A 22620-nucleotide genomic window follows, 5' to 3' on the forward strand; every position below is an offset into this window, starting at 1 on the left:
CCGCGATAATGGGATGGTGCCCCATCCCGATGAACCCGTGAACCCGCCTGCGTCCGAGCACTCCCAGAATTCCGAGCACTCCGCGAAGAGGGAGCGCTCGGAGAAGAGCCGGCCCTCGATCTTCTGGGTGCTGGCCGGCCTGATCATCCCGCTGGGGAGCCTGCTCGCCCGGTTCCGGATCACCGACGGTCAAAAGCTCCCGCGGCACGGCGCGTACATCATCTCGCCGAACCACTACAGCGAGATCGACCCGGTGATGATCGGCATGGTGGTCTGGAAGCTCGGCAGGCTGCCGCGGTTCCTCGCCAAGGAGAGCCTGTTCCGCATCCCCGTCGCCGGCTGGTTCCTGCGCAAGTCCGGGCAGGTCCCGGTGGCGCGCGGCGGTTCCGGGCGCGGCGCCGCACCGCTGGCCGAGGCGCAGAAGATCGTCGACGACGGCAAGGTCGTCATCATCTACCCGGAGGGTTCGCTCACCCGCGACCCCGACATGTGGCCGATGCGCGGCAAGACCGGCGCGGCCCGCATGGCGCTGGAGCACGACCTCCCGGTGATCCCGATGGCGCACTGGGGCACCCAGCAGGTCATGGCGCGCTACGCGAAGAAGATCAGCTTCTTCCCGCGCAAGACCATCGAGGTCAAGGTCGGCGACCCCGTCGATCTTTCGGCGTTCAAGGGCCGCAGTCTCGACCAGGCGACCCTCACCGAGGCGACCGACGTGATCATGGCCGCCATCACCGCACTGCTGGCGGACCTGCGCGGCGAGAAGGCGCCGGAGGCCCGTTGGGACCCGGCGGCGCACAACCAGAAGGAGACCGGCCGCTTCGATGGCTGACAGGAAAGGCCGGACGGCCGCACCACCGACCACTCCTCCCCGCCGCGTCGCCGTGCTCGGCGCCGGAAGCTGGGGGACGACCTTCGCCAAGATCCTGGCCGACGGCGGCAACGACGTCGTCCTCTGGGCGCGTCGCCCGGAGCTCGCACGCGAGATCGAGGAGGTGAAGCGCAACAGCGACTACCTGGAGGGCATCAACCTCCCACGCAACCTGCACGCGACCTCCCATCTGGGCGAGGCGATGCGCGGCGCCGAGCAGGTGTTCGTGTCGATCCCGAGCCAGACGCTGCGCTCCAACCTGGAGGCCATCGCACCCCATCTCGGTCCGGAGACCATCCTCGTCAGCCTCATGAAGGGCGTCGAGAAGGGCACCGGCCTGCGGATGAGCGAGGTGATCGCGCAAGGACTCCCGATCGACGCCGAGCGGATCGCCGTCGCCTCCGGTCCCAACCTCGCGCTGGAGATCGCGCGCGAGCAGCCGACCGCCGCCGTGGTGTCGTCGGTGAGCCTGGAGACCGCCCAGGCGGTTGCGATGGCCGCCACCAACCGCTACTTCCGCAGCTTCGTGAACACCGACGTGATCGGCACGGAGTTCGGCGGCGTCCTCAAGAACCTGATCGCGGTCGCGATCGGGATCGTGGACGGCGTCGGCTACGGCGAGAACACGAAGGCGTCGATCATCACGCGCGGCCTGGTCGAGATGACCGACTTCGCCGTCGCCTACGGGGCGGAGGCCGTGACGCTCTCCGGCCTCGCGGGCCTCGGCGACCTGATCGCCACGTGCGAGTCGTCGCTCAGCCGCAACAACACCGCTGGCCGGCTGCTCGGCCAGGGCTACAGCTTCAACGACGTCGTGAAGCAGATGAACCAGACGGCGGAGGGGCTCGCCTCGGTGGCGCCCATCCTGCGGCTGGCGGAGGAACGCGGCGTGGACATGCCGATCGTCCGCCAGGTGAGCCAGGTGCTCGCGGGCACGCTCGCCCCGAGGGACATCGCCCCGCACCTGACCACCGACGACGATGAACCCCAAGGAGAGAGGACAACGGATGACGGACAAGGTCGCAGTCGCACTTCTGTTTGGAGGTCGCTCAAGCGAGCATTCGATCAGCTGCGCGACGGCGGCGGGAGTGCTGGCGGCGATCGACCGTGAGCGCTACGACGTCATCCCTGTCGGCATCACCCACGAGGGCGCCTTCACACTCCAGCCGGACGACGCGGCGCGCTTCGCGCTGAACGTCGACGTCCTCCCTGAGGTGGAGGACAACGGCTCGCGCATCGTCTGGCCGGAGTCGTCGGCCTCCCGCGAGCTGGCCGTGGTCGCCGCCGACGGCACCCGCTCGTCGCTGGGCACGGTGGACGTCGTCTTCCCGATCCTGCACGGCCCGTGGGGCGAGGACGGCACCGTCCAGGGGATGCTCGACCTCGTCGGCCTCCCGTACGTCGGCAGCGGCGTGCTCGCGAGCGCGCTCGGGATGGACAAGCACTTCACCAAGACCGTGCTGCAGCAGGCGGGCATCCCCGTCGCGCCGTGGCAGACCGTGACCGCGTACCAGTGGGCGACTGCTCCGGAGACCGTGCGCCAGGAGTCCGAACTGCTCGGCCTGCCCGCGTTCGTCAAGCCCGCCCGCGCGGGGTCCAGCGTCGGCGTGTCCAAGGTGACGTCGTGGGACGACCTCGGCGCGGCGATCGACACCGCTCTCGCCGAGGACGACCGCGTGCTCATCGAGTCGGCGGTGGTCGGCCGCGAGGTGGAGATCGCGGTGCTGGGAGGCCGTCCGGGCGAGCCCGCGCGTGCCTCCGTCGCCGGCGAGATCGTCATCACCGGCCGCGACTTCTACGACTTCGCGGCCAAATACCTGGACGCGCCGGGGATCGACCTGGTCTGCCCGGCCGACCTCACCAACGCCGAGCTGGCCGAGATGGGCGACCTGGGCGTGCGGGCGTTCGACGCCATCGGTGCGGAGGGCCTGTCGCGGGTGGACTTCTTCCTCACCGAAGACGGCTTCGTGGTGAACGAGATCAACACCATGCCGGGCTTCACCCCGATCTCGATGTTCCCGCGCTGCTGGCAGGAGTCGGGCCTGTCGTACCCGGCGCTGATCGACGAACTCATCCAAGTCGCCCTCGCGCGCGCCGCGTAGCGACGCGTCGCGCCGCGATTCGTGCCGAATGTCGCGAATCGCGGCGGCATTCGCGACATTCGGCACGAATGTCGCGGTCGTCAGCGCGAGGGCGTCGGTGACGGCGTCGGCGGGGTGAGGCTCGTGTCGAGCGTCGAGAGGCACTTCTGGGTCTGCTTGATGGTCGAGATCGCGGAGGCGAACTCGGGGAGCACAGCGGCGTCGGAGGCCCCGGACACGTGGTCGATGATGACCTCCGTCGCCGGCGTGCGACCGAAGGTCTGGTAGACGACCTGCTTGGCCGCCGGATCCGACATCAGCACCCAGTCGACACCGCTCACGTTCACGCACGGCTTGGTGGTCGGCCCGATCGGCGGCACGCCGCAGCGCAGCAGCACGGCGGCCGGGTCGCCCCACGCTCCGGTCGCCTGCGCGTCGGTCTCGCGGCGGTCCTTGTCGGCCACCGAGTCGGGCAGCCGGACGGAGATCTCGGCGCAGCCGGGGTCGTTCGCGTCGGCGGCGGGGTCGAGGGAGACCGTGGACGCGCACCCGGTCAGGGCGAGCGCTGCGGCGGCGAGCACGAGGGCGAGGGCGGAGCGGCGAGCGGACATCAGGATTCAGGCTACCGTTGTCAGTCATGGTGGATTCTGGGAGCGCGGCCGACACCGTCGCGGGCGCGTCGGAACGCGAGGCGCTGAAGCGCATCTTCCCGCGGCTGCCGGAGTCGTCGGCGACGCTCGTCGGGCCCGGTGACGACGCCGCGGTGCTCGCGGCGCCGGATGGCCGGTTCGTGGTGACCACGGACATGATGGTGCACGGCCCCGACTTCCGCCTGGCCTGGTCCACGCCGGAGGACCTCGGCTGGAAGGCCGCGGCGACCAACCTGTCCGACGTGGCCGCGATGGGCGCGGTGCCGACGGCCCTCGTGGTCGCGATCGCCGCGCCGCAGACCCTCCCGGTGTCCGCGCTGGAGCACATCGCGGACGGCTTCCGCGCGGCTTGCGCCGAGCTCGCGCCGGGGTGCGGCGTGGTCGGCGGCGACCTGTCGGCCTCCGACACGCTCACGCTCGCGGTGACCGCGTTCGGCGACCTGCAGGGGCGGGCCCCTGTCTTGCGGAGCGGCGCGCGTCCCGGCGACATGGTGGCGGTCTCCGGGAGTCTCGGCGCTGCGGCGGCGGGACTCCGGCTGCTCTTCGCGGAGGCGGTCGACGTGGACGGCGTGCCCGATCGCGACCGGTTCGCAGCGGTCGCCGCCGCCCATCCCGAGCTGGTCGCCGCCCAGTTGCGGCCCCGGCCTCCCGTCGCCGACGGCCCGCTGGCCGCGGACGCCGGAGCGACCGCGATGCTCGACCTGAGCGACGGCCTCGCCCTCGACGCCCGCCGCGTGGCGGAGGCGAGCGGGGTCGCGATCGACCTCGACCGCGCCGCCCTCGGCGACGACCCGCTCACCGCGCTGACCGGGGGAGAGGACCACGGCCTCCTCGCCTGCTTCCCTCCCGGCGCCGAGCTGCCGGGCGGCTTCCGTCGCGTCGGCACGGTCCGGGAGGGCGCGGGCCTGCTGGTCGACGGCCGCCCGTTCGACGAGCGCGGCGGCTGGGACCCGTACCTGGAGTGGGACGGCGCCGCCGGCTGACGAGCTGACTGACAGAACACGCCGTCGGCCCGCCGGCCGAGGCGGCGTGTCCTGTCAGATAGATCGTCGGGAGACGTAGTGGACGGCGGTCTCGCCGTAGGCGCGCGTGCGGTCGAGGACGAGGCCCTCGGGGAGGGTCGGCTCGCCGTCGCGAGTGCTGCGCTCGACGCAGACGAGGGCGTGCTCGGTCAGCAGCGGGACCAGTGCGGTGAGTACGGCGAGCAGCTCGGCGTCCGGGAGGTTGTACGGCGGGTCCACGAAGACCAGGTCGAAGCGCGCGGCGGACGATCCGGCTGCGGCCAGGTACGGCTGCACGGCGGTTGCCCGCACGTCCACTTCGGGCCGCGCGTCCTTCGGCGCCGCGCGCACGACGGCTTCGGCGTTCCGCCGGCAGATCGCCGCCGCCGCGGCCGACTTCTCCACGAGCAGCACGCGCGCGGCTCCCCGGCTGGCGGCCTCCAGGCCGAGCGCGCCCGAGCCGGCGAACAGGTCGAGCACATGCGCCCCGCGGACGGCGTCGCGCGCGTCCAGCCCGGAGAACACGGCTTCCCGGACCCGGTCGCTGGTGGGGCGCGTGCCGCTCTTGGGCACCTGGAGCGTCAGCGAGCCGGCGAAGCCGGAGACGATTCGGGTCATAGCCCTCCGAGCCTAGCGGTGCCGCCGCGCCGCCCGCACAATAGGAGCATGGACGAACGCCTCCCGCAGGCGGAACTCGACGCCCTGTGGCGGTATGACGACCCGATCGCCTCCGCCGAACGCTTCGCGATCGCTGCCGCCGAGCCCGACCGCGCCGAATTGGTGCGAGCCGAGCTGGAGACCCAGCGCGCCCGCGCGCTGGGCCTGCAGGGCCGGTTCGCCGAGGCGGACGGCTTGCTCGACTCCCTGGAGCCCGCGCTCGACACGCTCGCCGTGCGCATCCTGCTGGAGCGCGGCAGGCTCCGGAACACCGAGGGGCTGCGGTCGGAGGCCGTCCCGCTCTTCGAGAGCGCGCTGCTGGCCGCGCGGCGCGACGACGACACGTTCCTCGCGGTCGACGCCGCCCACATGCTCGCGATCGCAGACCCCTCCCGATCCGAGCAGTGGACGGAGGAGGGCCTCGCGGAGCTCGCGAACACCACGGACCCGCGCACGCTGCGCTGGGGCGTCGCCCTGCACAACAACCGGGGCTGGGCGCTCTTCGAGGCCGGTCTCCCGCACGAGGCGCTCGGCTCGTTCGAAGCTGCGCTGGAGGCGGCGGAGCGTTACGGCACGCTCGATCAGCAGTTCGCTGCCCGCTGGTCGCTCGCCCGCTGCCTGCGCGAGGTCGGCCGGTGGCAGGAGGCGCTCGACATCCAGGCCAGGCTCGCGGCCGAGCGTCCGGGGGAGAGCGACGTGACGGACGAGCTCGCGGCGCTCGCGGAGGTCGAGGCGCATGTGCGCGACACGGCTGTCCATGATGCGGTTGTCCCCGAAGCGCCTGTCCCCGACGAGCCTGTCCGCGACGCGGCGACGGAGGCGGCCCCTACGATCGAACCATGACCTCCAGCACCGCCCCGGCCTCCGGAGGCTCCGTCGCGCTCGAGACCCGGCTGACGGGTGTGCTGGGCGGCCGCACGGCCTCCGCGTTCGAGAAGGCGTTCGGGATGCGCACCGTCGCCGACCTGCTCGCGCACTATCCGCGCCGGTACGCCTCGCGCGGCGAGCTGACCGCCCTGGCGAACCTCCCGCTCGACGAGCACGTCACGATCGTGGCCGAGGTGCTGCGGGTGCAGGAGCGTCCGATGCGCGCGCGGCGCGGGTCCATCCTGGAGGTCAAGATCTCCGACGGCGAGGGCATCCTGACCCTCACGTTCTTCAACCAGGCCTGGCGCTCGAAGGAGCTCGCGCCGGGCGTGCGCGGCATCTTCGCCGGCAAGGTGTCCGCGTACCGCGGGGCCCTCCAGCTCGCGCACCCCGATTACGAGCTGTTCGCCGACGACGCCGAGAACGCCGTCGCCCCGGGCAGCGCCGCCGCGAAGGAGTGGGCGCAGACCCCGATCCCGATCTACCCGGCGACCGGCACCGTGGCGAGCTGGCAGGTGCAGAAGGCGGTCGTCCTCGCGCTCGATGCGCTCGGGCCGTGCCCCGACCCGGTGCCGAAGGCCATCGCGACCGAGCGCGGGCTGCTGCCGTTCCGCGAAGCGCTGGAGGGCATCCACCGGCCGCAGAAGAACGCCGAGTGGCAGCGCGCCCGCGACGCGCTGCGCTTCCAGGAGGCGTTCGTGCTGCAGGCCGCGCTCCTCCAGCAGCGCGCGGAGAACCGCTCGGTCGCGGCCACCCCGCGGCAGGCGGCGCCCGGCGGTCTGCTGGAGCGCTTCGACGCCGTCCTGCCGTTCACCCTGACGGACGATCAGGCGGTCGTCGGCCGCGAGATCGCCCAGGACCTCGGTGCGGCAGAGCCGATGCACCGGCTCGTGCAGGGCGAGGTCGGCTCCGGCAAGACCCTGGTCGCGCTGCGGGCGATGCTGGCGGTGGCGGACAGCGGCGGCCAGTCCGCGCTGCTCGCGCCGACGGAGGTCCTGGCCTCCCAGCACCTGCGCTCCATCGCCGACATGCTCGGCCCCGACCTGTCCGCCCAGGTGATGCCGACGCTCCTCACCGGCCAGCTCTCCACCGCCGAGCGCAAGCGGGCGCTGCTGCGCACGGTCAGCGGGCAGTCCCGCATCGTCGTCGGCACGCACGCCCTCCTCGGCGACGCCGTCACGTTCTTCGACCTCGGTCTCGTCGTCGTGGACGAGCAGCACCGCTTCGGCGTCGAGCAGCGCGAGGCGCTGCGCGCGAAGGGCGGGACGCCTCCGCACGTCCTCGTGCTCACGGCGACGCCGATCCCGCGCACGGTCGCGATGACGGTTTTCGGCGACCTGGAGGTCTCCACGATCGCCCAGCTCCCCGCCGGCCGGCAGGGGATCGAGAGCTTCGTGGTCCCGCTCGCCGACCGGCCGGGCTGGGAGCGCCGCATCTGGGAGCGCGCGTCGGAGGAGATCGGGCACGGCCGCCAGGTGTTCGTCGTGTGTCCGGCGATCAGCGCCAAGGAGGCGGAGGACGACGGCGAGGACGCACCGGCGCCCGACGCGGACGACGCCGCAGGACCGCCGCGGCCCACCGCGAACGTCGAGTCGGTCGCCGCCCAGGTGCGCGCCGATCCGCTGTTCGCCGAGACGCGCGTCGGCGTGCTGCACGGGAGGCTGTCCTCCGACGAGAAGGACACGGTCATGCGCGCTTTCGCCGCAGGTGAGCTCGACCTCCTCATCGCCACCACCGTGATCGAGGTCGGCGTCAACGTGCCGAACGCCTCCGCCATGATCGTGCTGGACGCCGACCGGTTCGGCGTCTCGCAGCTCCACCAGCTCCGCGGCCGGGTCGGCCGCGGCGACAATCCGGGACTCTGCCTGCTCGTCACTTACGCCGAGGAGGGGTCCCTCGCCCGCGAGCGCGTCGACGCGGTCGCCGCGACGCTCGACGGCTTCGAGCTGGCCAATGTCGACCTCGAGCTGCGCCGCGAGGGCGACGTGCTCGGGAGCCGTCAGTCGGGCGGCCGGTCCTCTCTCAAGCTGCTGCGCGTGGTCTCCGACGGCGAGCTCATCTCGGAGGCGCGCGTCGCCGCCGCCGAGACGCTGGACGACGGCGGCCTCGCCGCGCATCCCGCCCTCGCCGCGGCGCTCGCCCGGCGGCTCGACGAGTCGGAGCGGGCCTTCCTCGGCAAGTCCTGACGGGGCCGCCGGGCCACGCGACACTCTGCCCTGGGAAGATAACGGATTCACAACGAATAGCCGGGTATCGCGTAATAGTCTGGTGCCCTATGAACAGGATCGCCGTAGTCCCTGGATCGTTCGACCCGGTCACTCTCGGGCATCTCGATGTCATCGAGCGGGCCGCTCGGCTGTGGGACGAGGTCCACGTGCTGGTGGTGCACAACCCGGACAAGTCGGCCCTTCTGCCCATCGCGCAGCGCGTGGCGCTGATCGAGCGCTCGATCGAGGACGCCGGCATCCTGGGCCGCATCGTCGTGGCGTCCTGGTCGGTCGGCCTCCTGGTCGACTACTGCACCGATGTCGGGGCGGATGTGCTCGTCAAGGGCATCCGCTCCCAGGTCGACGTCGCCTACGAGACCCCGATGGCGATCGTGAACCGCCACCTCGCCGACGTCGAGACGGTGTTCCTGCTTCCCGATCCGGCGAACGCGCACGTGTCGAGCTCCCTCGTGCGCCAGGTCGCCAACCTCGGCGGGGACGTGAGCCCCTACGTGCCTCCCGCCGTATCAGAGCTGCTGTCAACCACATGACCCGGGTGGAGAGATGAACAGTTACGCGACGCGTCAGCCGACGGAATCCTCGGTCGCCCCGGAGGAGGTCGGCCTCCCCGCTCCCAGCATGGACCTGGACGAGTTGAGACGCGCCGCGGAGCAGATCACCGCCAATGTGGAGTCCGTCATCGACGGCAAGCACGACGCGGTGCAGACGGCGCTGGTCGTCCTGCTCGCCGAGGGCCACCTCCTGATCGAGGACGTGCCGGGCGTCGGCAAGACCATGCTGGCGAAGTCCCTGGCGAAGTCGGTGGACTGCTCGGTCAGCCGCATCCAGTTCACGCCCGACCTGCTTCCGAGCGACGTCACGGGCGTCTCGGTCTACAACCAGGCCGAGCGGCGCTTCGAGTTCAAGCCGGGCGCGGTGTTCGCGAACATCGTGATCGGCGACGAGATCAACCGGGCCAGCCCCAAGACGCAGTCCGCCCTCCTGGAGTGCATGGAGGAGCGGCAGGTCACGGTCGACGGCTCGACCTATCCGCTGGCCGCCCCGTTCATCGTCGTGGCGACCCAGAACCCGATCGAGATGGAGGGTACGTACGCCCTCCCGGAGGCGCAGCGCGACCGGTTCATGGCGCGCATCGCGATGGGCTACCCGGACGACGACTCCGAGCTCGCCATGCTGACCACGCGCGACACCTCCAGCCCACTCTCCCGGATCGGGCCGGTGGTCACCTCGGAGGAGCTGCGCTCGATGATGACGACGGCACGCGCGGTGTTCGCGTCGACGCCGGTCAAGCAGTACGCGGTCGACCTGGTGCGCGCGACGCGCGAGGACCGCGACCTCCGGCTCGGAGGCAGCCCGCGCGCGACGCTGCAGCTCGTCCGCGCGGCCAAGGCGATGGCGGCGCTCGACGGCCGTGACTTCGTGCTGCCGGACGACATCGACGCGCTGGCGGTCCCGGTACTCGGCCACCGGCTGCTGCCGACCAGCCGCGCGCTCGGCCACCACCACGAGAGCGCGCCGGTCATCGCGGACATCGTCCGCCGGATCGTCGCCGCGACGCCCGTGCCGGTCGGCTCCGGCGCGATCGGTGGCGCGAGCGCGCAGGAGCGGAACGGCACGGGGAACACCGCGAGGAGCAGCGCGCGCGCCGGCGCGACGACCGCCACCGGCCGGTCCGCCTCCGGAGCTGCGCGCACAGGCGGGGAGTAGGCCATGGCCGGGCGCGGGGGGCCGTCGCCCCTGAAGAAACCGCGCCCCACCGCGCGCGGCTGGACCTTCGGCGCCGTCGGGGTCGTGGCACTCGCCGCGTCCGCGTTCTTCGGCCGTACCGACGTGCTCTTCATCGGCGTCTTCCTGACCGTGCTGCCGCTGGCGGCGATGATCTCGGTCACCCTGGACCGGCCGCGGCTGACCGTGGCCCGCAGCTTCCATCCCGACGTCGTCGCCGTGGGGGAGCAGGCGACCATCGTCACGACCGCGCGCAACCAGTCCGCCCGGCCGAGCCCGCCCGCGCGCTGGCGTGAGTACGCTCCTGCCGGGATCGAGGTGCAGGGCTCCGCGCCGTTCCCACGACTGGGCGCCCACCAGGTGAACGTCGCGCACGGCCGCGACTCGGTCGTGCTGCGGCAGGACGTCGTCGCCTTCAAGCGCGGGTCGCACCCTGTCGGTCCGCTCATCGTGAGCCGGACCGACCCGTTCGGCGTGGCCTACGCGGAGTACGCGGTCGGGCAGCCGCGGCAGCTGCTGGTGACGCCGCGCGTGGTGCCGCTGTCGAGCGGCGAGCTGGACGTCGCGCACAGCGAGGGCGCCGAGCACGAGCTGCAGCGGCACAGCATCCCGAGCGCCGACGAGCTGATCGCGCGCGAGTACCGGCCGGGCGACCCGCTGCGCCGTGTGCACTGGCGGGCGACGGCCAGGCACGACAAGCTCATGGTCCGCCAGGAGGAGCAGCGCAGCAACCCGGAGGCCTGGATCGTGATGGACACCCGGCCCGCTCCGGCGCCGGCCGGCGCTATCCGGCCTCCCGGCGCCCCGAGCGCGTACGAGCCGGACGACGCGCTCTTCGAGACACTGATGGAGCTGGTCGCGTCGGTGGGCGTCCACCTCCTCGACGAGGGCTTCGTCCTCAGCGTGGTGGAGACGGCCCCTCGGCAGCTCTCCGGCCGCAGCGGGGCGGGCAGGACCGGCACCCTCGGGTCGGTGACGCCCACCTACGATCGCGGGACGGCCGACCGGCTGCTGCTGGCGGACCTGGCCGCGGTCGACGCCACGGCGGTCACGCGCGACGACGCGGTCGCCGAGCTGGCCTCCGGGCTGCGGCGCGCCGGACGGGCCGTCCCGATCTTCGCGGTGCTGCTCGACGGCACGCCGGAGCTCGGCTCGCTCGCCGCGCTGCGCGGGATGGGCGACCCCGCCGTCGCGTTCGTCGGCGCGGGGGCAGCGCCGGAGGTGGAGGACGTGCTCGGCGACGCCGGCTGGCTCTGCGTGCCGTTCGCCGCGGGCGACGACCCGGCCGAGTGCTGGCAGCGCGCCCTCGACCGCCAGCGGGCGGTGGTGGGTCATGGTTAGCGAGGCCCTCCCGCTCGGGTTCACCCGCGTCCGGCGCAGGCGGCAGGCCTACTGGCGGATCACCGGCGCGCTCGTGCTGCAGATGCTGGCGCTCAGCTTCGCGCTGGGCGGACTGATCCAGGGGCCCACCTGGTGGTTCGCGCTCATGCTGACCAGCTCGTTCCTGCTGGTGTGCGGAGCGGGCCTGCGTGCGGTCGGCGTGCCCCGCGGGCTCGTCCCCGTGCTCCAGCTCGTGCTCGCGGCGATGATCATGACGGTGACGTTCGGCAACGGGACCGGGCTGCTCGGCCTCATCCCGACGCCGGCGACGGTGCAGCGCTGGGGCGGGTACCTGCAGCAGGCGATCCTGTCGATCTACCAGCAGGGGACGCCCGCCGAGAGCCTGCCCGAGTTCATCTTCCTGGTGGTCGCCGGCGCCTGCCTCATCGCGATCGTCCTCGACCTCCTGGCTGTCGCGATCCGTGCACCGGCCTACACCGCGATCGGCGTCGTCGCCGTGCTGGTGGTGCCTGGGACGCTGCTCGGCGACGGGCTGGACCCGATCGCGCTGGCGGCGTCGGCCGCAGCGTTCCTCTGGCTGCTGCGCTGCGACGTGCGCACCAGGAGGCCCGGCGCAGGCAGGCCGGGAGCCGCGCTCTCCGTCGGCGCAGCGTCCGTGGTCGTCGCGATGCTGCTGTCCGGGACGGCGCCGGGGTTCGACAAGGGCGGCGCGACCTCCTTCACGGCAGGCGGCATCTCGATCGGCGGCACCGTGACCCCGCTGATCGATCTCGGCAAGGACCTCCGCCGGCCCGCCGCCGTTCGCGCGCTGACCTACACGACGACGGCCTCCGCCGGCCAATACCTCAAGCTCGCCTCGCTCGACCAGTTCACCGGTTCGGTCTGGAAGCACCGCGAGCGCGACACCAAGCGCCTGTCCGACGGCGTCGCGGTCGGTCCGGTCCCCGGGCTGTCCGCCGCCGTGAAGCGGGCCAAGATCACCACGTCGGTGCAGATCGACGACATGACCAGCCGCTGGCTGCCGGTGCCGGCGCCCGTGCAGTCGGTGAAGGGCCTGAACGGCACCTGGTCGTGGGACCCGGACGACCTCACGCTCGGCGGCATCAACGTGACCACGCAGGGCCAGAAGTACACGGCGACGAGCCTGGTGCTCGAGCCGACCGCCGACCAGCTCAAGGCGGCGGGCGGCTTCGTGCCGGCCGACCTCCAGCGCGACCTCTTCCTGCCCTCCAACATGCCGGCGATCGTCGGGCAGACGGCCCTGGCCGCAACCGCAGGGGCGGTGTCGGAGTACGACAAGGCGGTGGCGCTGCAGGACTACTTCCGTGACAACGGCTTCGTGTACTCCACGCAGACGCCGCTGAAGCAGGGCTACGACGGCGACGGCGCCCGGGTGATCGCGAAGTTCCTGGAGGTCAAGAGCGGCTACTGCGTCCACTTCGCTTCGGCGATGGCGCTGATGGCGCGCAGCCTCGGCATCCCGGCCCGGGTAGCGGAGGGGTACCTGCCCGGCACCTCCAGCGGCGGCACGGCGAACAGCCCTGGCACCTACACGGTCACCAGCGACGACCTGCACGCGTGGCCGGAGCTCTACTTCGCGGGTGTCGGCTGGGTGTCGTTCGAGCCGACGGTCGGCCGCGGCACCATCCCGAGCTACACCCGGCCGAACGCCACGCCGGATCAGATCACGCCGACGACGGCTCCCGGCTCGTCCGCCGCGGCGAAGCGCCTCGTCCCCACCGACCAGCCGAACGTCGCGGGAGCGGGCGGCACCACACCGCCGTCGCCGCTGCAGCCGCTGCTCTCCGGTCTGGGCGTCGCACTGCTGGTGCTCGCGGTCGCGCTGACGCCCGCTGTCATGCGCCGGATGCGCAGACGCGCCAGGCTGAGACGGCTCTCGGAGTCGTGGGGCGGCGCGTCGGTCGTATGGGACGAGCTGCGCGACACGGCACGCGACCTGGGCTGGTCGGCGCCGGACACCGAGACGCCGCGCGTGTTCGCCCACCGCATCGCGGCCGCCGTCGAGGGGACGCCGGGGGAGGAGGCCGTGCTGCGCCTGCTGGACGTGCGTGAGCGCGACGCCTTCGGGCCGCCGACACGCGCGGTCGCCGTCGGCCTCGCGGACGACCTCCGCCGGGTGATCGACGCCCTTGAGGCCCAGGCGGGCCGCGGGCTGCGGCTCAAAGCGGCGCTGATTCCTGTGTCGTTGCTGCCAGCAGGCTGGCGCTCGCCTGCGAGCGTCGGAGGCCCCGCGTAAACTGGTCGACCGTGACCACCTACTACAAGAGCCCGTACGCCGTCAACGTGTACGACATCATGCGGCGCCCTGGCGAGATGCGGGAGCAGCACCTCAGCCTGCCCGTGGGCGACAAGCTGGGCGAGGGACTGCTGTCCGTGCCGGAGGGTTCGACCATCGATCTCGACCTCCGGCTGGAGTCGATGCACGAGGGAATCCTCGTCACCGGGGAGGCCGAGACCACCGCAAGCGGCGTCTGCGGGCGCTGCCTGATCGACATCGACCAGCCTGTCGAAGTCGATTTCCAGGAACTTTTCGCGTATCCTTCTACGGAAGCTTTCGATTATGAGGTTCACGACGACCACGTGGATCTTGAACCTCTGATCAGGGATGCGGTAGTGCTGTCACTGCCGTTTCAGCCGGTGTGCCGGCCGGACTGCCCGGGTCTCGATCCAGAGACCGGGGAGAGGCTGGCGGATGTACCGGACCGCAAGCCGAACGAGACCGTCGATCCTCGCTGGTCCGCGCTCGCGGCGTTCCAGGCTTCCGACACCGAGTCCACCAGCAACAACGCCCCGGCCGCCGGGGCTGGAGAAGAGAGATAGTCATGGCCGTTCCGAAGCGGAAGCAGTCTCGCGCCAACACCCACGCACGTCGTTCGCAGTGGAAGGCCGAGGTCCCCACGCTCGTCAAGTCGATCGAGAACGGCAAGGTCGTCTACAGCCTCCCGCACCGTGCGAAGGTCGTCGAGGACTCCGCGGGCACCGCGCTGTTCATGGAGTACAAGGGCCGCAAGGTCGCCGACGTCTGATTCGCCGGTAAGGCTGAACAGCACGCGAGGCAACGAAGTAGGGGGCAGACAGCACGTGGTCGGCGAGAACACTGACCGTGCTGCCCTCATCGAGAAGCTCGGGGTCGACATCGACCCCGAGCTTCTCGTGCTTGCGCTGACCCACCGCTCGTTCGCGTACGAGAACGGCGGCATCCCCAACAACGAGCGCCTGGAGTTCCTCGGCGACTCGATCCTCGGGCAGGCCGTCACCGTCAAGCTGTTCCGGGAGAACCCGCACCTCGATGAGGGCGAGCTGGCGAAGCGCCGGGCCAGCCTGGTCAGTTCCGTGGCGCTCGCGGAGGTCGCGCGCAGCATCGGCCTCGGCCAGTACCTGCGCCTCGGCCGCGGCGAGAACCAGAGCGGCGGCCGCGAGAAGGCGTCCATCCTCGCCGACACCGTGGAGGCGCTGATCGGCGCCGCCTACCTCGACGCCGGCGGCGAGGAGGCGACCGCGCTCGTACTGCGCCTGGTCGACCCGCTGCTGGCCGACCCCGACCGGTTCGGGGCGGCGATGGACCCCAAGACGAGCCTTCAGGAGGCGGCCGCCCACCGCGGCGCCGGCCTCCCCGTCTACACCGTGACGAACACCGGCCCGGACCACTCCAAGACCTTCCACGCCACCGTCTCGGTCGGCGACCTCGTCACCGCGACGGGGGAGGGGACGAGCAAGAAGCAGGCCGAGATGGCCGCCGCGCTCAGCGCCTGGACCGAGCTGACCCGCCGCCGTGCCCGAGCTCCCCGAGGTTGAGGTCGTCCGCGCCGGGCTGTCGCCGGCGGTCACGGGTGCGACCATCCTCGGAGTCGAGGTCTTCGAGCCGCGCTCGCTGAAACGCCACGACCCGGTCGCCGGCGCCTTCGAGACGCTGCTGACCGGTCGCGTGATGGAGGAGCCGGCCCGCCGCGGCAAGTTCCTCTGGATCCCGCTGCAGGGCGCCCCGCGCCGCGCGATCGTCGCGCACCTCGGGATGAGCGGCCAGATCCTGCTGCGCGAGCCCGGCTGGGACGAGGCCGGCCTGCTCCGCATCCGCCTGCACATCGAGACCGCCGCGACGCTGCCGGGTGATCATCGCGAGCTGTGGGTGAACTTCGTCGACCAGCGCATCTTCGGCTCGATGGCGGTGGACTCGCTGGTCCCGACCGCGGACGGCGCCGCCGCCGGCCTGGGAACGGCCGAGCCGCTCATCCCGACCCAGGTCTCCCACATCGCCCGCGATCCGCTCGACCCGGCCTTCGGCGACGCGGGGTTCTTCGCCGCACTCGCCCGCAAGAGCAGTGGGATCAAACGCGTCCTCCTCGACCAGACGGTGATCAGCGGCATCGGCAACATCTACGCCGACGAGGCACTCTGGGCCGCCCGCATCCACTACGAGCAGCCGGCGTCGTCGCTGAGCCGTGCGAAGGCGCGAACGCTGCTGGCCGAGGTGCGCCACGTGCTGGACAAGGCGCTGGCGGAGGGCGGGACGAGCTTCGACGCCCAGTATGTGAACGTGAACGGGAACTCGGGGTACTTCGCGCACAGCCTGAACGCGTACGGGCAGGAGGGCAAGCCGTGCCCGCGGTGCGGAACGCCGATCGTGCGGGAGCGGTTCATGAACCGGTCGTCGCATTTGTGCCCGCACTGTCAACGGCTGCGGTGAATACACCCTCCACGATTCGTGCCGAATGTCGTGAATGGCGCCGCGAAAGCGGCGATTCGTGCCGAATGTGCGCGGCTAGTTCACCGTCTTCTGCCAGTGGCCGGTGAGGGCATGCAGCTGGAACCCGAACGCCCGGTTGATCGCCAGCATCGGCGCGTTCTCGTCGGCGTTCCACGTCAGCAGCCGGTGGATGTGCGGCGCGTGGTGGGCGAGCTCGTGGATGTTCTGGAGCTTCACCAGCGTGCCGAGGCGGTTGCCGCGGTGGGGGATGGCGACCAGCGTGTCGTACTGCTCGGCCTTGTCGCCGTCGGCCGGGACCGCGATCTCGGTGTACGCGGCCAGCTCGCCCGTGTCGATGTGCTCGGCCGCCGTGACCAGGAGCGGCTCGCCGCGTTCGGCCAGCTCGCGCTCCTGGGCGCGCACGCGGGCGCCCGTCCACTCCTCGCGGTCGACCGCGATACCGCTCTGCGGGATGTCCGTCGACATGCGCGCCTTCAGCGCCGCGAACGGCTCCAGGAGGTCGTCGGGCGCGTGTCCCAGCCAGGACACCGCGCGGTAGCCGGTGGCGGAGGCCGCCGTGCTCGCGAGGCCGGCCTCCCTGGCCCGCGGCAACGGGAGCACGAGTTCGCTGGAGCGCTCCACCTGCCCCAATCGGTAGCCGTGCCGGAGGGCGAAGCGCACGTCGCGTGACTCCGCGGGCAGCCCAGCGGTACCGGAGCGGGCGCGGATGACCGACACGCTGTCGCCGAGGGTGCTCGCCGGGTGCTCGGTGTACGTGCTGATGACGCGCCGGCCGCCTTCCGCCGCCAGCTCCTCGCCGGCCGCGAGCAGCGCAGAGCCGATGCCGCGGCCGCGCGCAGCCGGCGCCACGTCGACCAGGAGGCTCATCGTCTCGGCCTCCTCGTCGAGCGGGAAGTCGGCCTGGACGCGCCCGACCACCACGCCGTCCTCGATCGCGACGAGCAGGATCTTCTCCTGGTACTCCTGCGCGCGGAACGCCGCGAGGGCCTCTTCGGCCGTCTCCACGAAGTCGTCCGCCCTCCAGAGAGCGACGCTGATCCCGTTCAGGACGCCGACGAGCTCCTCGAACAGCAGCGACTCCGGAGTGCCGAGTGCCGGGGGAGGAGAGAGCCGCTCGATGCGCACCGCTGCCTCCTGGTGTCGTCGATTCGGATATGCGGCCAACCGCCCACACTAACCCGGCTGCGGATCGCTGTGAAGAGCGCCGAACGGTTTGGTTTCGATCGTGTAAATCTGGGCCCGAATGGCGGGTGCAAATGCTTGCATCGCATGTAGTCTCAGCACACATATTCGTGGTGCGACGAGGCAATCACGCCGCGTTCGACACGGATTCACGTCGAGAGGCAGAAGATGCTAGGAAAGAAAGTCACGATCGGTGCGGCTGTTGCAGCGTCAGTCGCACTGTTCCTCGTTGGGTGTGCCAACCAGCCGTCAACCGGTGGCTCAACCAACACCAACTCGAAGGTGAACATCCCGGCTATCACCTCGGTTTCCACCCCGAAGGACGCGGTTCTCCCCGCGGGTGACGGCAAGGCCACCTGCCCGTCAGGGCTCACCATCGCGTACGTCGGAGCCGAGACCGGCCCGAACGCCCAGCTCGGTATCAACATCTTCAACGGCATCCAGCTGGCCATCAACCAGCACAACACGGCCAACAAGGGATGCCAGGTCGGCTTCAAGAAGTTCGACACCGAGGGCGACCCGAACAAGGCGACCGGCCCGGTCACCCAGGCGGTCAACGAGGCCGACATCATCGGCGTCGTCGGCCTCCCGTTCTCGGGTGAGTCCAAGGCCACCGGCAACATCTTCGAGCAGCAGGGCCTGGTGCACATCACCCCGTCCGCGACCAACCCGGCGCTGACCCAGAACGGCTGGAAGACCTTCTTCCGCGGCCTCGGCAACGACGCCGTGCAGGGCCCGGCGGCGGCGAAGTTCATGACCGACAAGCTGCAGGCCAAGAAGGTCTACCTGGTCCAGGACGACTCCGACTACGGAATCGGCCTCGGCACGACGACCTCCAAGGCACTCGGCAGCGCGCTGATCGGCACCGACAAGGTGACGACCGGCCAGAAGGACTTCTCCGCGGTGATCTCCAAGATCCTCAACGCGAAGCCCGACGCCGTGTACTACTCGGGCTACTACGCCGAGGGCGCCCCGTTCGACCAGCAGCTGGTCAACAAGGGCTACACCGGCACGTTCGTCGGCCCCGACGGTGTGAAGGACGACCAGTTCATCAAGCTGGCCGGCGACGCGTCCAGCAACGCGTACTTCACCTGCCCCTGCATCCCGGGCGAGCTGATCCCGTCGTTCGAGTCGGCCTACAAGTCGCTCGCGAGCGCCGAGCCCGGCACCTACTCGATCGAGGGCTATGACGCCACCACCGTCCTGCTCTCCGGCATCGACAAGGGCAACACGGCCCGCGCGAAGCTGCTCGACTACGTGAAGAACTACGACGCCGACGGCCTGAGCAAGCACTACAAGTGGGACTCCACCGGTGAGCTCCAGGCGCCGACCGTCTACGGGTACAAGGTCGAGGGCGGCAAGATCGTCCCGATCGGAACCATCGGATAACGCGACACGCGAAGGTGCCGCGGGCCACCGTGGCCCGCGGCACCTTTGTTTCGACTTACGCTCGTAAGAACTGAGCCGGACCAACGACGATCCGGCACTGACACCTGGAAGCTCGAATGCTCGAAACCCTCCTCCTCGTCCATCCCGTCCTCGACAACTCCTGGATCAACTTCGACGTCGGCGCCCTCGTCCAGAACTTCTGGAGCGCCACCTTCGACGGCCTCACCTTCGGCGCCATCTACGGCCTGATCGCCGTCGGCTACACGCTGGTCTACGGCGTGCTCAACCTGATCAACTTCGCCCACTCCGAGGTGTTCATCGTCGGCGCGTACGGCGTCGTGATCACCCTGACCTCGCTCGGCTTCGGCCCGAGCGCCCCCAACCTGAGCCCGGTCGCGATCATCGGCGACCTCCTGCTCGCCCTCCTCGTCGGTATGGCGGCGTCCGCGTTCACCGCGTGGGTGCTCGAACGCGTCGCCTACAGACCGCTGCGAAAACGGAACGCGCCACGCCTCGTGTTCCTCATCACGGCGATCGGCGCCTCGTTCACGATCCAGTACCTGATCTTCCTGATCCGGGGCGCGAACGCGGAGCCGGCGGTGACGATGTTCATCCCGACGCCGATCTTCGACGTCTTCGGGACGATTGTGAACAGCCAGCAGATCATCATCGTCGTCGCCTCGGTGATCCTGATGATCGCCACCGACTGGTTCATCCGGCGCACCCGCACCGGCCGCGGCATCCGCGCCGTCGCGCAGGACGCCGACACCGCCACGCTGATGGGCGTCAACAAGGAGCGGATCATCCAGATCACGTTCATCACCGGCGGTGTCCTCGCCGGCGCCGCCGCGCTGTTCTACGTGATGCTGGTGCCCTCCGGCGTGATCTACAACGGCGGCTTCGTGCTCGGCGTCAAGGCGTTCGCGGCGGCCGTCCTCGGCGGCATCGGCAACGTGCGCGGCGCGCTGCTCGGCGGCCTGCTGCTCGGCGTGATCGGCAACTACGGCCAGATCCTGCTGGGCGACTCGCAGTGGACCGACGTCGTCGCGTTCGTCGTGCTGGTGCTGGTGCTGCTGATCAAGCCGACCGGCATCCTCGGCACCTCGCTCGGAAGGAGCCGCGCATGAGCACGACGGAAGGTCCCAAGGTCCTGCCCGACGGCCGTTCGGAGCAGGCGGACGACGCCCTCGAAGCGGGACGCGCCGGCCGGAAGAAGGGTCCGCTGCAGCCGCTGCGCGACTACTGGAACGGCCTCCCGCGGGCCGTGCAGTGGGCGTGGCTGCTCATCGTGGTGGCCCTGGCGTACGCGCTGCCGTACCTGAACTTCTTCCCGCTCACCACCGAGCCGGGCAACGACTGGCCGCTCGCGTGCTTCGCGATGGCCACCTACGGCCTGATCGCGGTCGGCCTGAACGTGGTGGTCGGCTACGCCGGCCTCCTCGACCTCGGCTACGTCGCGTTCTTCGCCGTCGGGTCGTACACCGCGGCCATGCTCACCAGCCCCGACTCGCCGTTCATCAAGATCCCGTACCTGTGGACCGTGCCGGTCGCGATGGCGGTCACGATGACGTTCGGCGTCATCCTCGGCGTGCCGACGCTCCGCCTCCGCGGCGACTACCTGGCGATCGTCACGCTCGGCTTCGGTGAGATCGTGCGCATCCTCGCCACGATCATCCCGGCGATGAAGGGCCAGGTCGGCTTCCAGAACGTCGGCCACCCGCCGGGGGAGACCGCCAAGGGAATCCCGATCTTCTCCAACTCGAACGGCGTGCCCTGGTACTGGCTCACGGTGACGATCATCATCGTGATCCTGCTGCTGGTCGGCAACCTGGAGCGCAGCCGCGTGGGCCGCGCGTGGATCGCCATCCGCGAGGACGAGGACGCCGCCGAGATCATGGGCGTGCCTACCTTCAAATACAAGGTGTGGGCGTTCGCGATCGGCGCCGGCGTCGGCGGCCTCTCCGGCGCGCTGTTCGCCGGGCAGGTCGGCTTCGTCAACAACCAGAAGTTCGACGTCCAGACGTCGATCCTGTTCCTCGCGGCCGTCGTGCTCGGCGGCGCGGGCAACAAGGTCGGCGCGATGATCGGTGGCGCGATCGTGGCGTACATCCCGCTGCGGTTCACTGCGATCGCCGACTACAAGTACCTGATCTTCGGCATCGCGCTCGTGCTGATCATGATCTTCCGCTCGCAGGGCCTGTTCCCGGCGCGGCAGAAGCTCCTGGCGTACGGGCGGCTCGCGTACCGAAGAGTGGCGCAGAGCGCGAAGGGAGGCGCGCGATGAGCGACGAGAACACGACGGCGGTCCCGGAGGAGGAGCCGGCCCTCGGCGCCAACGAGGACGAGCTGGAGGCGGCGGGCATCGACCTCGACGTCGCGGAGGCAGCGGCCCCCGACCGCGAGATCGCGGTCGAGGTCGGCGAGAACATCGTGGAGGTGCGCAACCTCACGGTGAAGTTCGGCGGCCTCCTCGCCCTCGACGACGTCTCGTTCGACATCCGCCGCGGCGAGATCCTCGGCCTGATCGGGCCGAACGGCGCGGGCAAGACCACGTGCTTCAACGCGATGACCGGCGTCTACAAGCCGACCAGCGGCGACGTGCTGCTGGAGGGCCAGTCGATCAAGGGCCAGAAGCAGCACAGGATCACCCGGCTGGGTCTGGCGCGCACCTTCCAGAACATCCGCCTGTTCGGCGAGATGACGGCGCTGGAGAACGTGGTCGTCGGCCTCGACGCGCGGCACCGCACGTCGGTGCCCGGCGCGCTGCTGCGGCTGCCGCGGCACACGCGGGAGGAGAAGTCCTCGATCGAGCGCGGCATGGCCCTGCTCGAGTTCGTGGGCATCGCCGACCACGCCGCCGACCTCTCCCGGTCGCTGCCCTACGGGTCGCAGCGCCGCCTGGAGATCGCGCGTGCCCTCGCCACCGACCCCAAGGTGCTCTGCCTGGACGAGCCGGCCGCCGGCTTCAACCCGGCGGAGAAGGAGGACCTGATGGACCTCATCCGGACCATCCGGGCCGACGGGTACACGGTCCTCCTCATCGAACACGACATGAAGCTGGTCATGGGCGTGACGGATCGCATCGTGGTGCTGGAGTTCGGCCGCAAGCTGGCCGACGACGTGCCCCAGGAGATCCGGAACGACCCGCGCGTGATCGCCGCCTACCTCGGGGAGCCCGAAGATGACGTTGCTTGAACTGAAGAACATCAGCGTCTCGTACGGGCGCATCGAGGCGATCCACGACATGTCGTTCTCCGTGGAGGAGGGCGAGATCGTCAGCCTCATCGGCGCGAACGGCGCGGGCAAGTCGACCACGATGAAGACGATCTCGGGCATCCTGAACCCGTCGACGGGCTCCATCCTGTTCGACGGCCAGGACATCACCAAGATGAAGGCGCACATCCGCGTCGTCCGCGGCATCTCGCAGGCTCCGGAGGGCCGCGGGATCTTCCCGGGCATGACGGTGATGGAGAACCTCGACATGGGCGCGTTCGGCCGCAAGGACCGGTCCAACATGGGCCCGGACTTCGACCGGGTGTTCTCGCTGTTCCCGCGCCTGGCCGAGCGCAAGACGCAGGCCGGCGGCACGATGTCCGGCGGCGAGCAGCAGATGCTCGCCATCGGGCGCGCGCTGATGTCGAACCCGCGGCTGCTGCTGCTGGACGAGCCCTCGATGGGGCTGGCCCCGCAGTTCATCCGGCAGATCTTCTCGATCATCACGGAGATCAACAAGCAGGGAACCACTGTCCTGCTCGTGGAGCAGAACGCCAACCAGGCGCTGGCCCGCGCGAACCGCGCCTTCGTGCTGGAGACCGGCAGCATCACGCGCTCCGGCACCGGCCGCGAGCTGTTGGCCGACCCCGCCATCAAGGAGGCCTACCTCGGCGTCGGCTGACGCCGGG

Annotated in this window: 22 protein-coding genes; 19 read left to right on the plus strand and 3 right to left on the minus strand. The window is 70.8% G+C overall.

The features are described from left to right. Positions 1 to 16 precede the first annotated feature (16 nt). The 3 genes from ABH923_RS20320 to ABH923_RS20330 are packed head-to-tail and all read left to right on the plus strand — an operon-like array spanning position 17 to position 2973. Positions 17 to 832, plus strand: a complete 816-nt coding sequence (locus ABH923_RS20320) for a lysophospholipid acyltransferase family protein (RefSeq protein WP_370057204.1) — start codon at positions 17 to 19, stop codon at positions 830 to 832. Beyond that, positions 825 to 1982 carry an NAD(P)H-dependent glycerol-3-phosphate dehydrogenase gene (locus ABH923_RS20325; protein ID WP_370057205.1) on the plus strand — a complete coding sequence of 386 codons (1158 nt, stop codon included), beginning with the start codon at positions 825 to 827 and terminating at the stop codon, positions 1980 to 1982. Before ABH923_RS20320 ends, ABH923_RS20325 begins: the two co-directional genes overlap by 8 nt. After that, positions 1879 to 2973, plus strand: coding sequence for a D-alanine--D-alanine ligase family protein (locus tag ABH923_RS20330; RefSeq protein ID WP_370057206.1), 1095 nt, complete (start codon positions 1879 to 1881; stop codon positions 2971 to 2973). The genes ABH923_RS20325 and ABH923_RS20330 overlap by 104 nt, the downstream gene beginning before the upstream one ends. Before the next feature lie 80 nt (positions 2974 to 3053). Here the strand turns inward: ABH923_RS20330 and ABH923_RS20335 are convergent, their stop codons facing one another. Continuing rightward, positions 3054 to 3563 (minus strand): DUF3515 family protein, encoded by a 510-nt coding sequence (locus ABH923_RS20335; RefSeq protein WP_370057207.1) that lies wholly within the window; start codon positions 3561 to 3563, stop codon positions 3054 to 3056. Positions 3564 to 3589: 26 nt separating this feature from the next. Between ABH923_RS20335 and ABH923_RS20340 the strand changes: the two genes are divergently transcribed. Then, the gene (locus ABH923_RS20340; protein WP_370057208.1) at positions 3590 to 4585 is read left to right on the plus strand and encodes a thiamine-phosphate kinase; all 996 of its coding nucleotides are present in this window, start codon (positions 3590 to 3592) and stop codon (positions 4583 to 4585) included. Positions 4586 to 4639: 54 nt separating this feature from the next. Here ABH923_RS20340 and rsmD read toward each other — a convergent pair whose 3' ends face one another. Continuing rightward, the gene (rsmD, locus tag ABH923_RS20345; RefSeq protein WP_370057209.1) at positions 4640 to 5221 is read right to left on the minus strand and encodes a 16S rRNA (guanine(966)-N(2))-methyltransferase RsmD; all 582 of its coding nucleotides are present in this window, start codon (positions 5219 to 5221) and stop codon (positions 4640 to 4642) included. Positions 5222 to 5269: 48 nt separating this feature from the next. On the opposite strand from rsmD, the gene ABH923_RS20350 reads away from it, so the two are divergent. The 10 genes from ABH923_RS20350 (at position 5270) to mutM (ending at position 16126) form a co-directional block, all read left to right on the plus strand. Further along, on the plus strand, positions 5270 to 6103 hold the full coding sequence (locus ABH923_RS20350) for a tetratricopeptide repeat protein (protein WP_370057210.1): 834 nt from the start codon (positions 5270 to 5272) through the stop codon (positions 6101 to 6103). After that, a complete protein-coding gene (locus ABH923_RS20355) occupies positions 6100 to 8313 on the plus strand; it encodes an ATP-dependent DNA helicase RecG (RefSeq protein ID WP_370057211.1) in 2214 nt (737 codons plus the stop codon). The genes ABH923_RS20350 and ABH923_RS20355 overlap by 4 nt, the downstream gene beginning before the upstream one ends. An 89-nt stretch (positions 8314 to 8402) precedes the next feature. Further along, positions 8403 to 8885 (plus strand): pantetheine-phosphate adenylyltransferase, encoded by a 483-nt coding sequence (gene coaD, locus ABH923_RS20360; protein ID WP_370057212.1) that lies wholly within the window; start codon positions 8403 to 8405, stop codon positions 8883 to 8885. Between the two features lie 13 nt (positions 8886 to 8898). Then, complete coding sequence (locus tag ABH923_RS20365; RefSeq protein WP_370057213.1) at positions 8899 to 10062, plus strand: AAA family ATPase; 1164 nt, start codon at positions 8899 to 8901, stop codon at positions 10060 to 10062. A 3-nt stretch (positions 10063 to 10065) separates the two neighbouring features. Continuing rightward, positions 10066 to 11421 (plus strand): DUF58 domain-containing protein, encoded by a 1356-nt coding sequence (locus tag ABH923_RS20370; protein ID WP_370057215.1) that lies wholly within the window; start codon positions 10066 to 10068, stop codon positions 11419 to 11421. Then, complete coding sequence (locus ABH923_RS20375) at positions 11414 to 13678, plus strand: transglutaminaseTgpA domain-containing protein (protein WP_370057216.1); 2265 nt, start codon at positions 11414 to 11416, stop codon at positions 13676 to 13678. Before ABH923_RS20370 ends, ABH923_RS20375 begins: the two co-directional genes overlap by 8 nt. 59 nt (positions 13679 to 13737) lie before the next feature. Further along, positions 13738 to 14262 (plus strand): DUF177 domain-containing protein, encoded by a 525-nt coding sequence (locus tag ABH923_RS20380; RefSeq protein ID WP_370057406.1) that lies wholly within the window; start codon positions 13738 to 13740, stop codon positions 14260 to 14262. A 2-nt stretch (positions 14263 to 14264) separates the two neighbouring features. Continuing rightward, a complete protein-coding gene (rpmF, locus tag ABH923_RS20385) occupies positions 14265 to 14468 on the plus strand; it encodes a 50S ribosomal protein L32 (protein WP_055919953.1) in 204 nt (67 codons plus the stop codon). A gap of 55 nt (positions 14469 to 14523) precedes the next feature. Continuing rightward, on the plus strand, positions 14524 to 15237 hold the full coding sequence (rnc, locus tag ABH923_RS20390; protein ID WP_370057217.1) for a ribonuclease III: 714 nt from the start codon (positions 14524 to 14526) through the stop codon (positions 15235 to 15237). Beyond that, positions 15215 to 16126: a bifunctional DNA-formamidopyrimidine glycosylase/DNA-(apurinic or apyrimidinic site) lyase gene (mutM, locus tag ABH923_RS20395; RefSeq protein WP_370057218.1), complete on the plus strand. Its 912-nt coding sequence runs from the start codon at positions 15215 to 15217 to the stop codon at positions 16124 to 16126. The genes rnc and mutM overlap by 23 nt, the downstream gene beginning before the upstream one ends. Before the next feature lie 75 nt (positions 16127 to 16201). Here the strand turns inward: mutM and ABH923_RS20400 are convergent, their stop codons facing one another. Continuing rightward, complete coding sequence (locus ABH923_RS20400; protein ID WP_370057219.1) at positions 16202 to 17272, minus strand: GNAT family N-acetyltransferase; 1071 nt, start codon at positions 17270 to 17272, stop codon at positions 16202 to 16204. A 339-nt stretch (positions 17273 to 17611) separates the two neighbouring features. Between ABH923_RS20400 and ABH923_RS20405 the strand changes: the two genes are divergently transcribed. The 5 genes from ABH923_RS20405 (at position 17612) to ABH923_RS20425 (ending at position 22613) form a co-directional block, all read left to right on the plus strand. After that, complete coding sequence (locus tag ABH923_RS20405; RefSeq protein WP_370057221.1) at positions 17612 to 18718, plus strand: branched-chain amino acid ABC transporter substrate-binding protein; 1107 nt, start codon at positions 17612 to 17614, stop codon at positions 18716 to 18718. A gap of 116 nt (positions 18719 to 18834) precedes the next feature. Next, the gene (locus tag ABH923_RS20410) at positions 18835 to 19845 is read left to right on the plus strand and encodes a branched-chain amino acid ABC transporter permease (RefSeq protein WP_370057222.1); all 1011 of its coding nucleotides are present in this window, start codon (positions 18835 to 18837) and stop codon (positions 19843 to 19845) included. Further along, a complete protein-coding gene (locus ABH923_RS20415; protein ID WP_370057223.1) occupies positions 19842 to 21002 on the plus strand; it encodes a branched-chain amino acid ABC transporter permease in 1161 nt (386 codons plus the stop codon). Before ABH923_RS20410 ends, ABH923_RS20415 begins: the two co-directional genes overlap by 4 nt. Beyond that, the gene (locus ABH923_RS20420; RefSeq protein WP_370057224.1) at positions 20999 to 21913 is read left to right on the plus strand and encodes an ABC transporter ATP-binding protein; all 915 of its coding nucleotides are present in this window, start codon (positions 20999 to 21001) and stop codon (positions 21911 to 21913) included. The genes ABH923_RS20415 and ABH923_RS20420 overlap by 4 nt, the downstream gene beginning before the upstream one ends. Then, complete coding sequence (locus tag ABH923_RS20425; protein WP_370057407.1) at positions 21906 to 22613, plus strand: ABC transporter ATP-binding protein; 708 nt, start codon at positions 21906 to 21908, stop codon at positions 22611 to 22613. Before ABH923_RS20420 ends, ABH923_RS20425 begins: the two co-directional genes overlap by 8 nt. Positions 22614 to 22620: the final 7 nt, after the last annotated feature.

This window comes from Leifsonia sp. EB41 (genome assembly GCF_041262565.1).
In the GTDB taxonomy this organism is placed as follows: domain Bacteria; phylum Actinomycetota; class Actinomycetes; order Actinomycetales; family Microbacteriaceae; genus Leifsonia.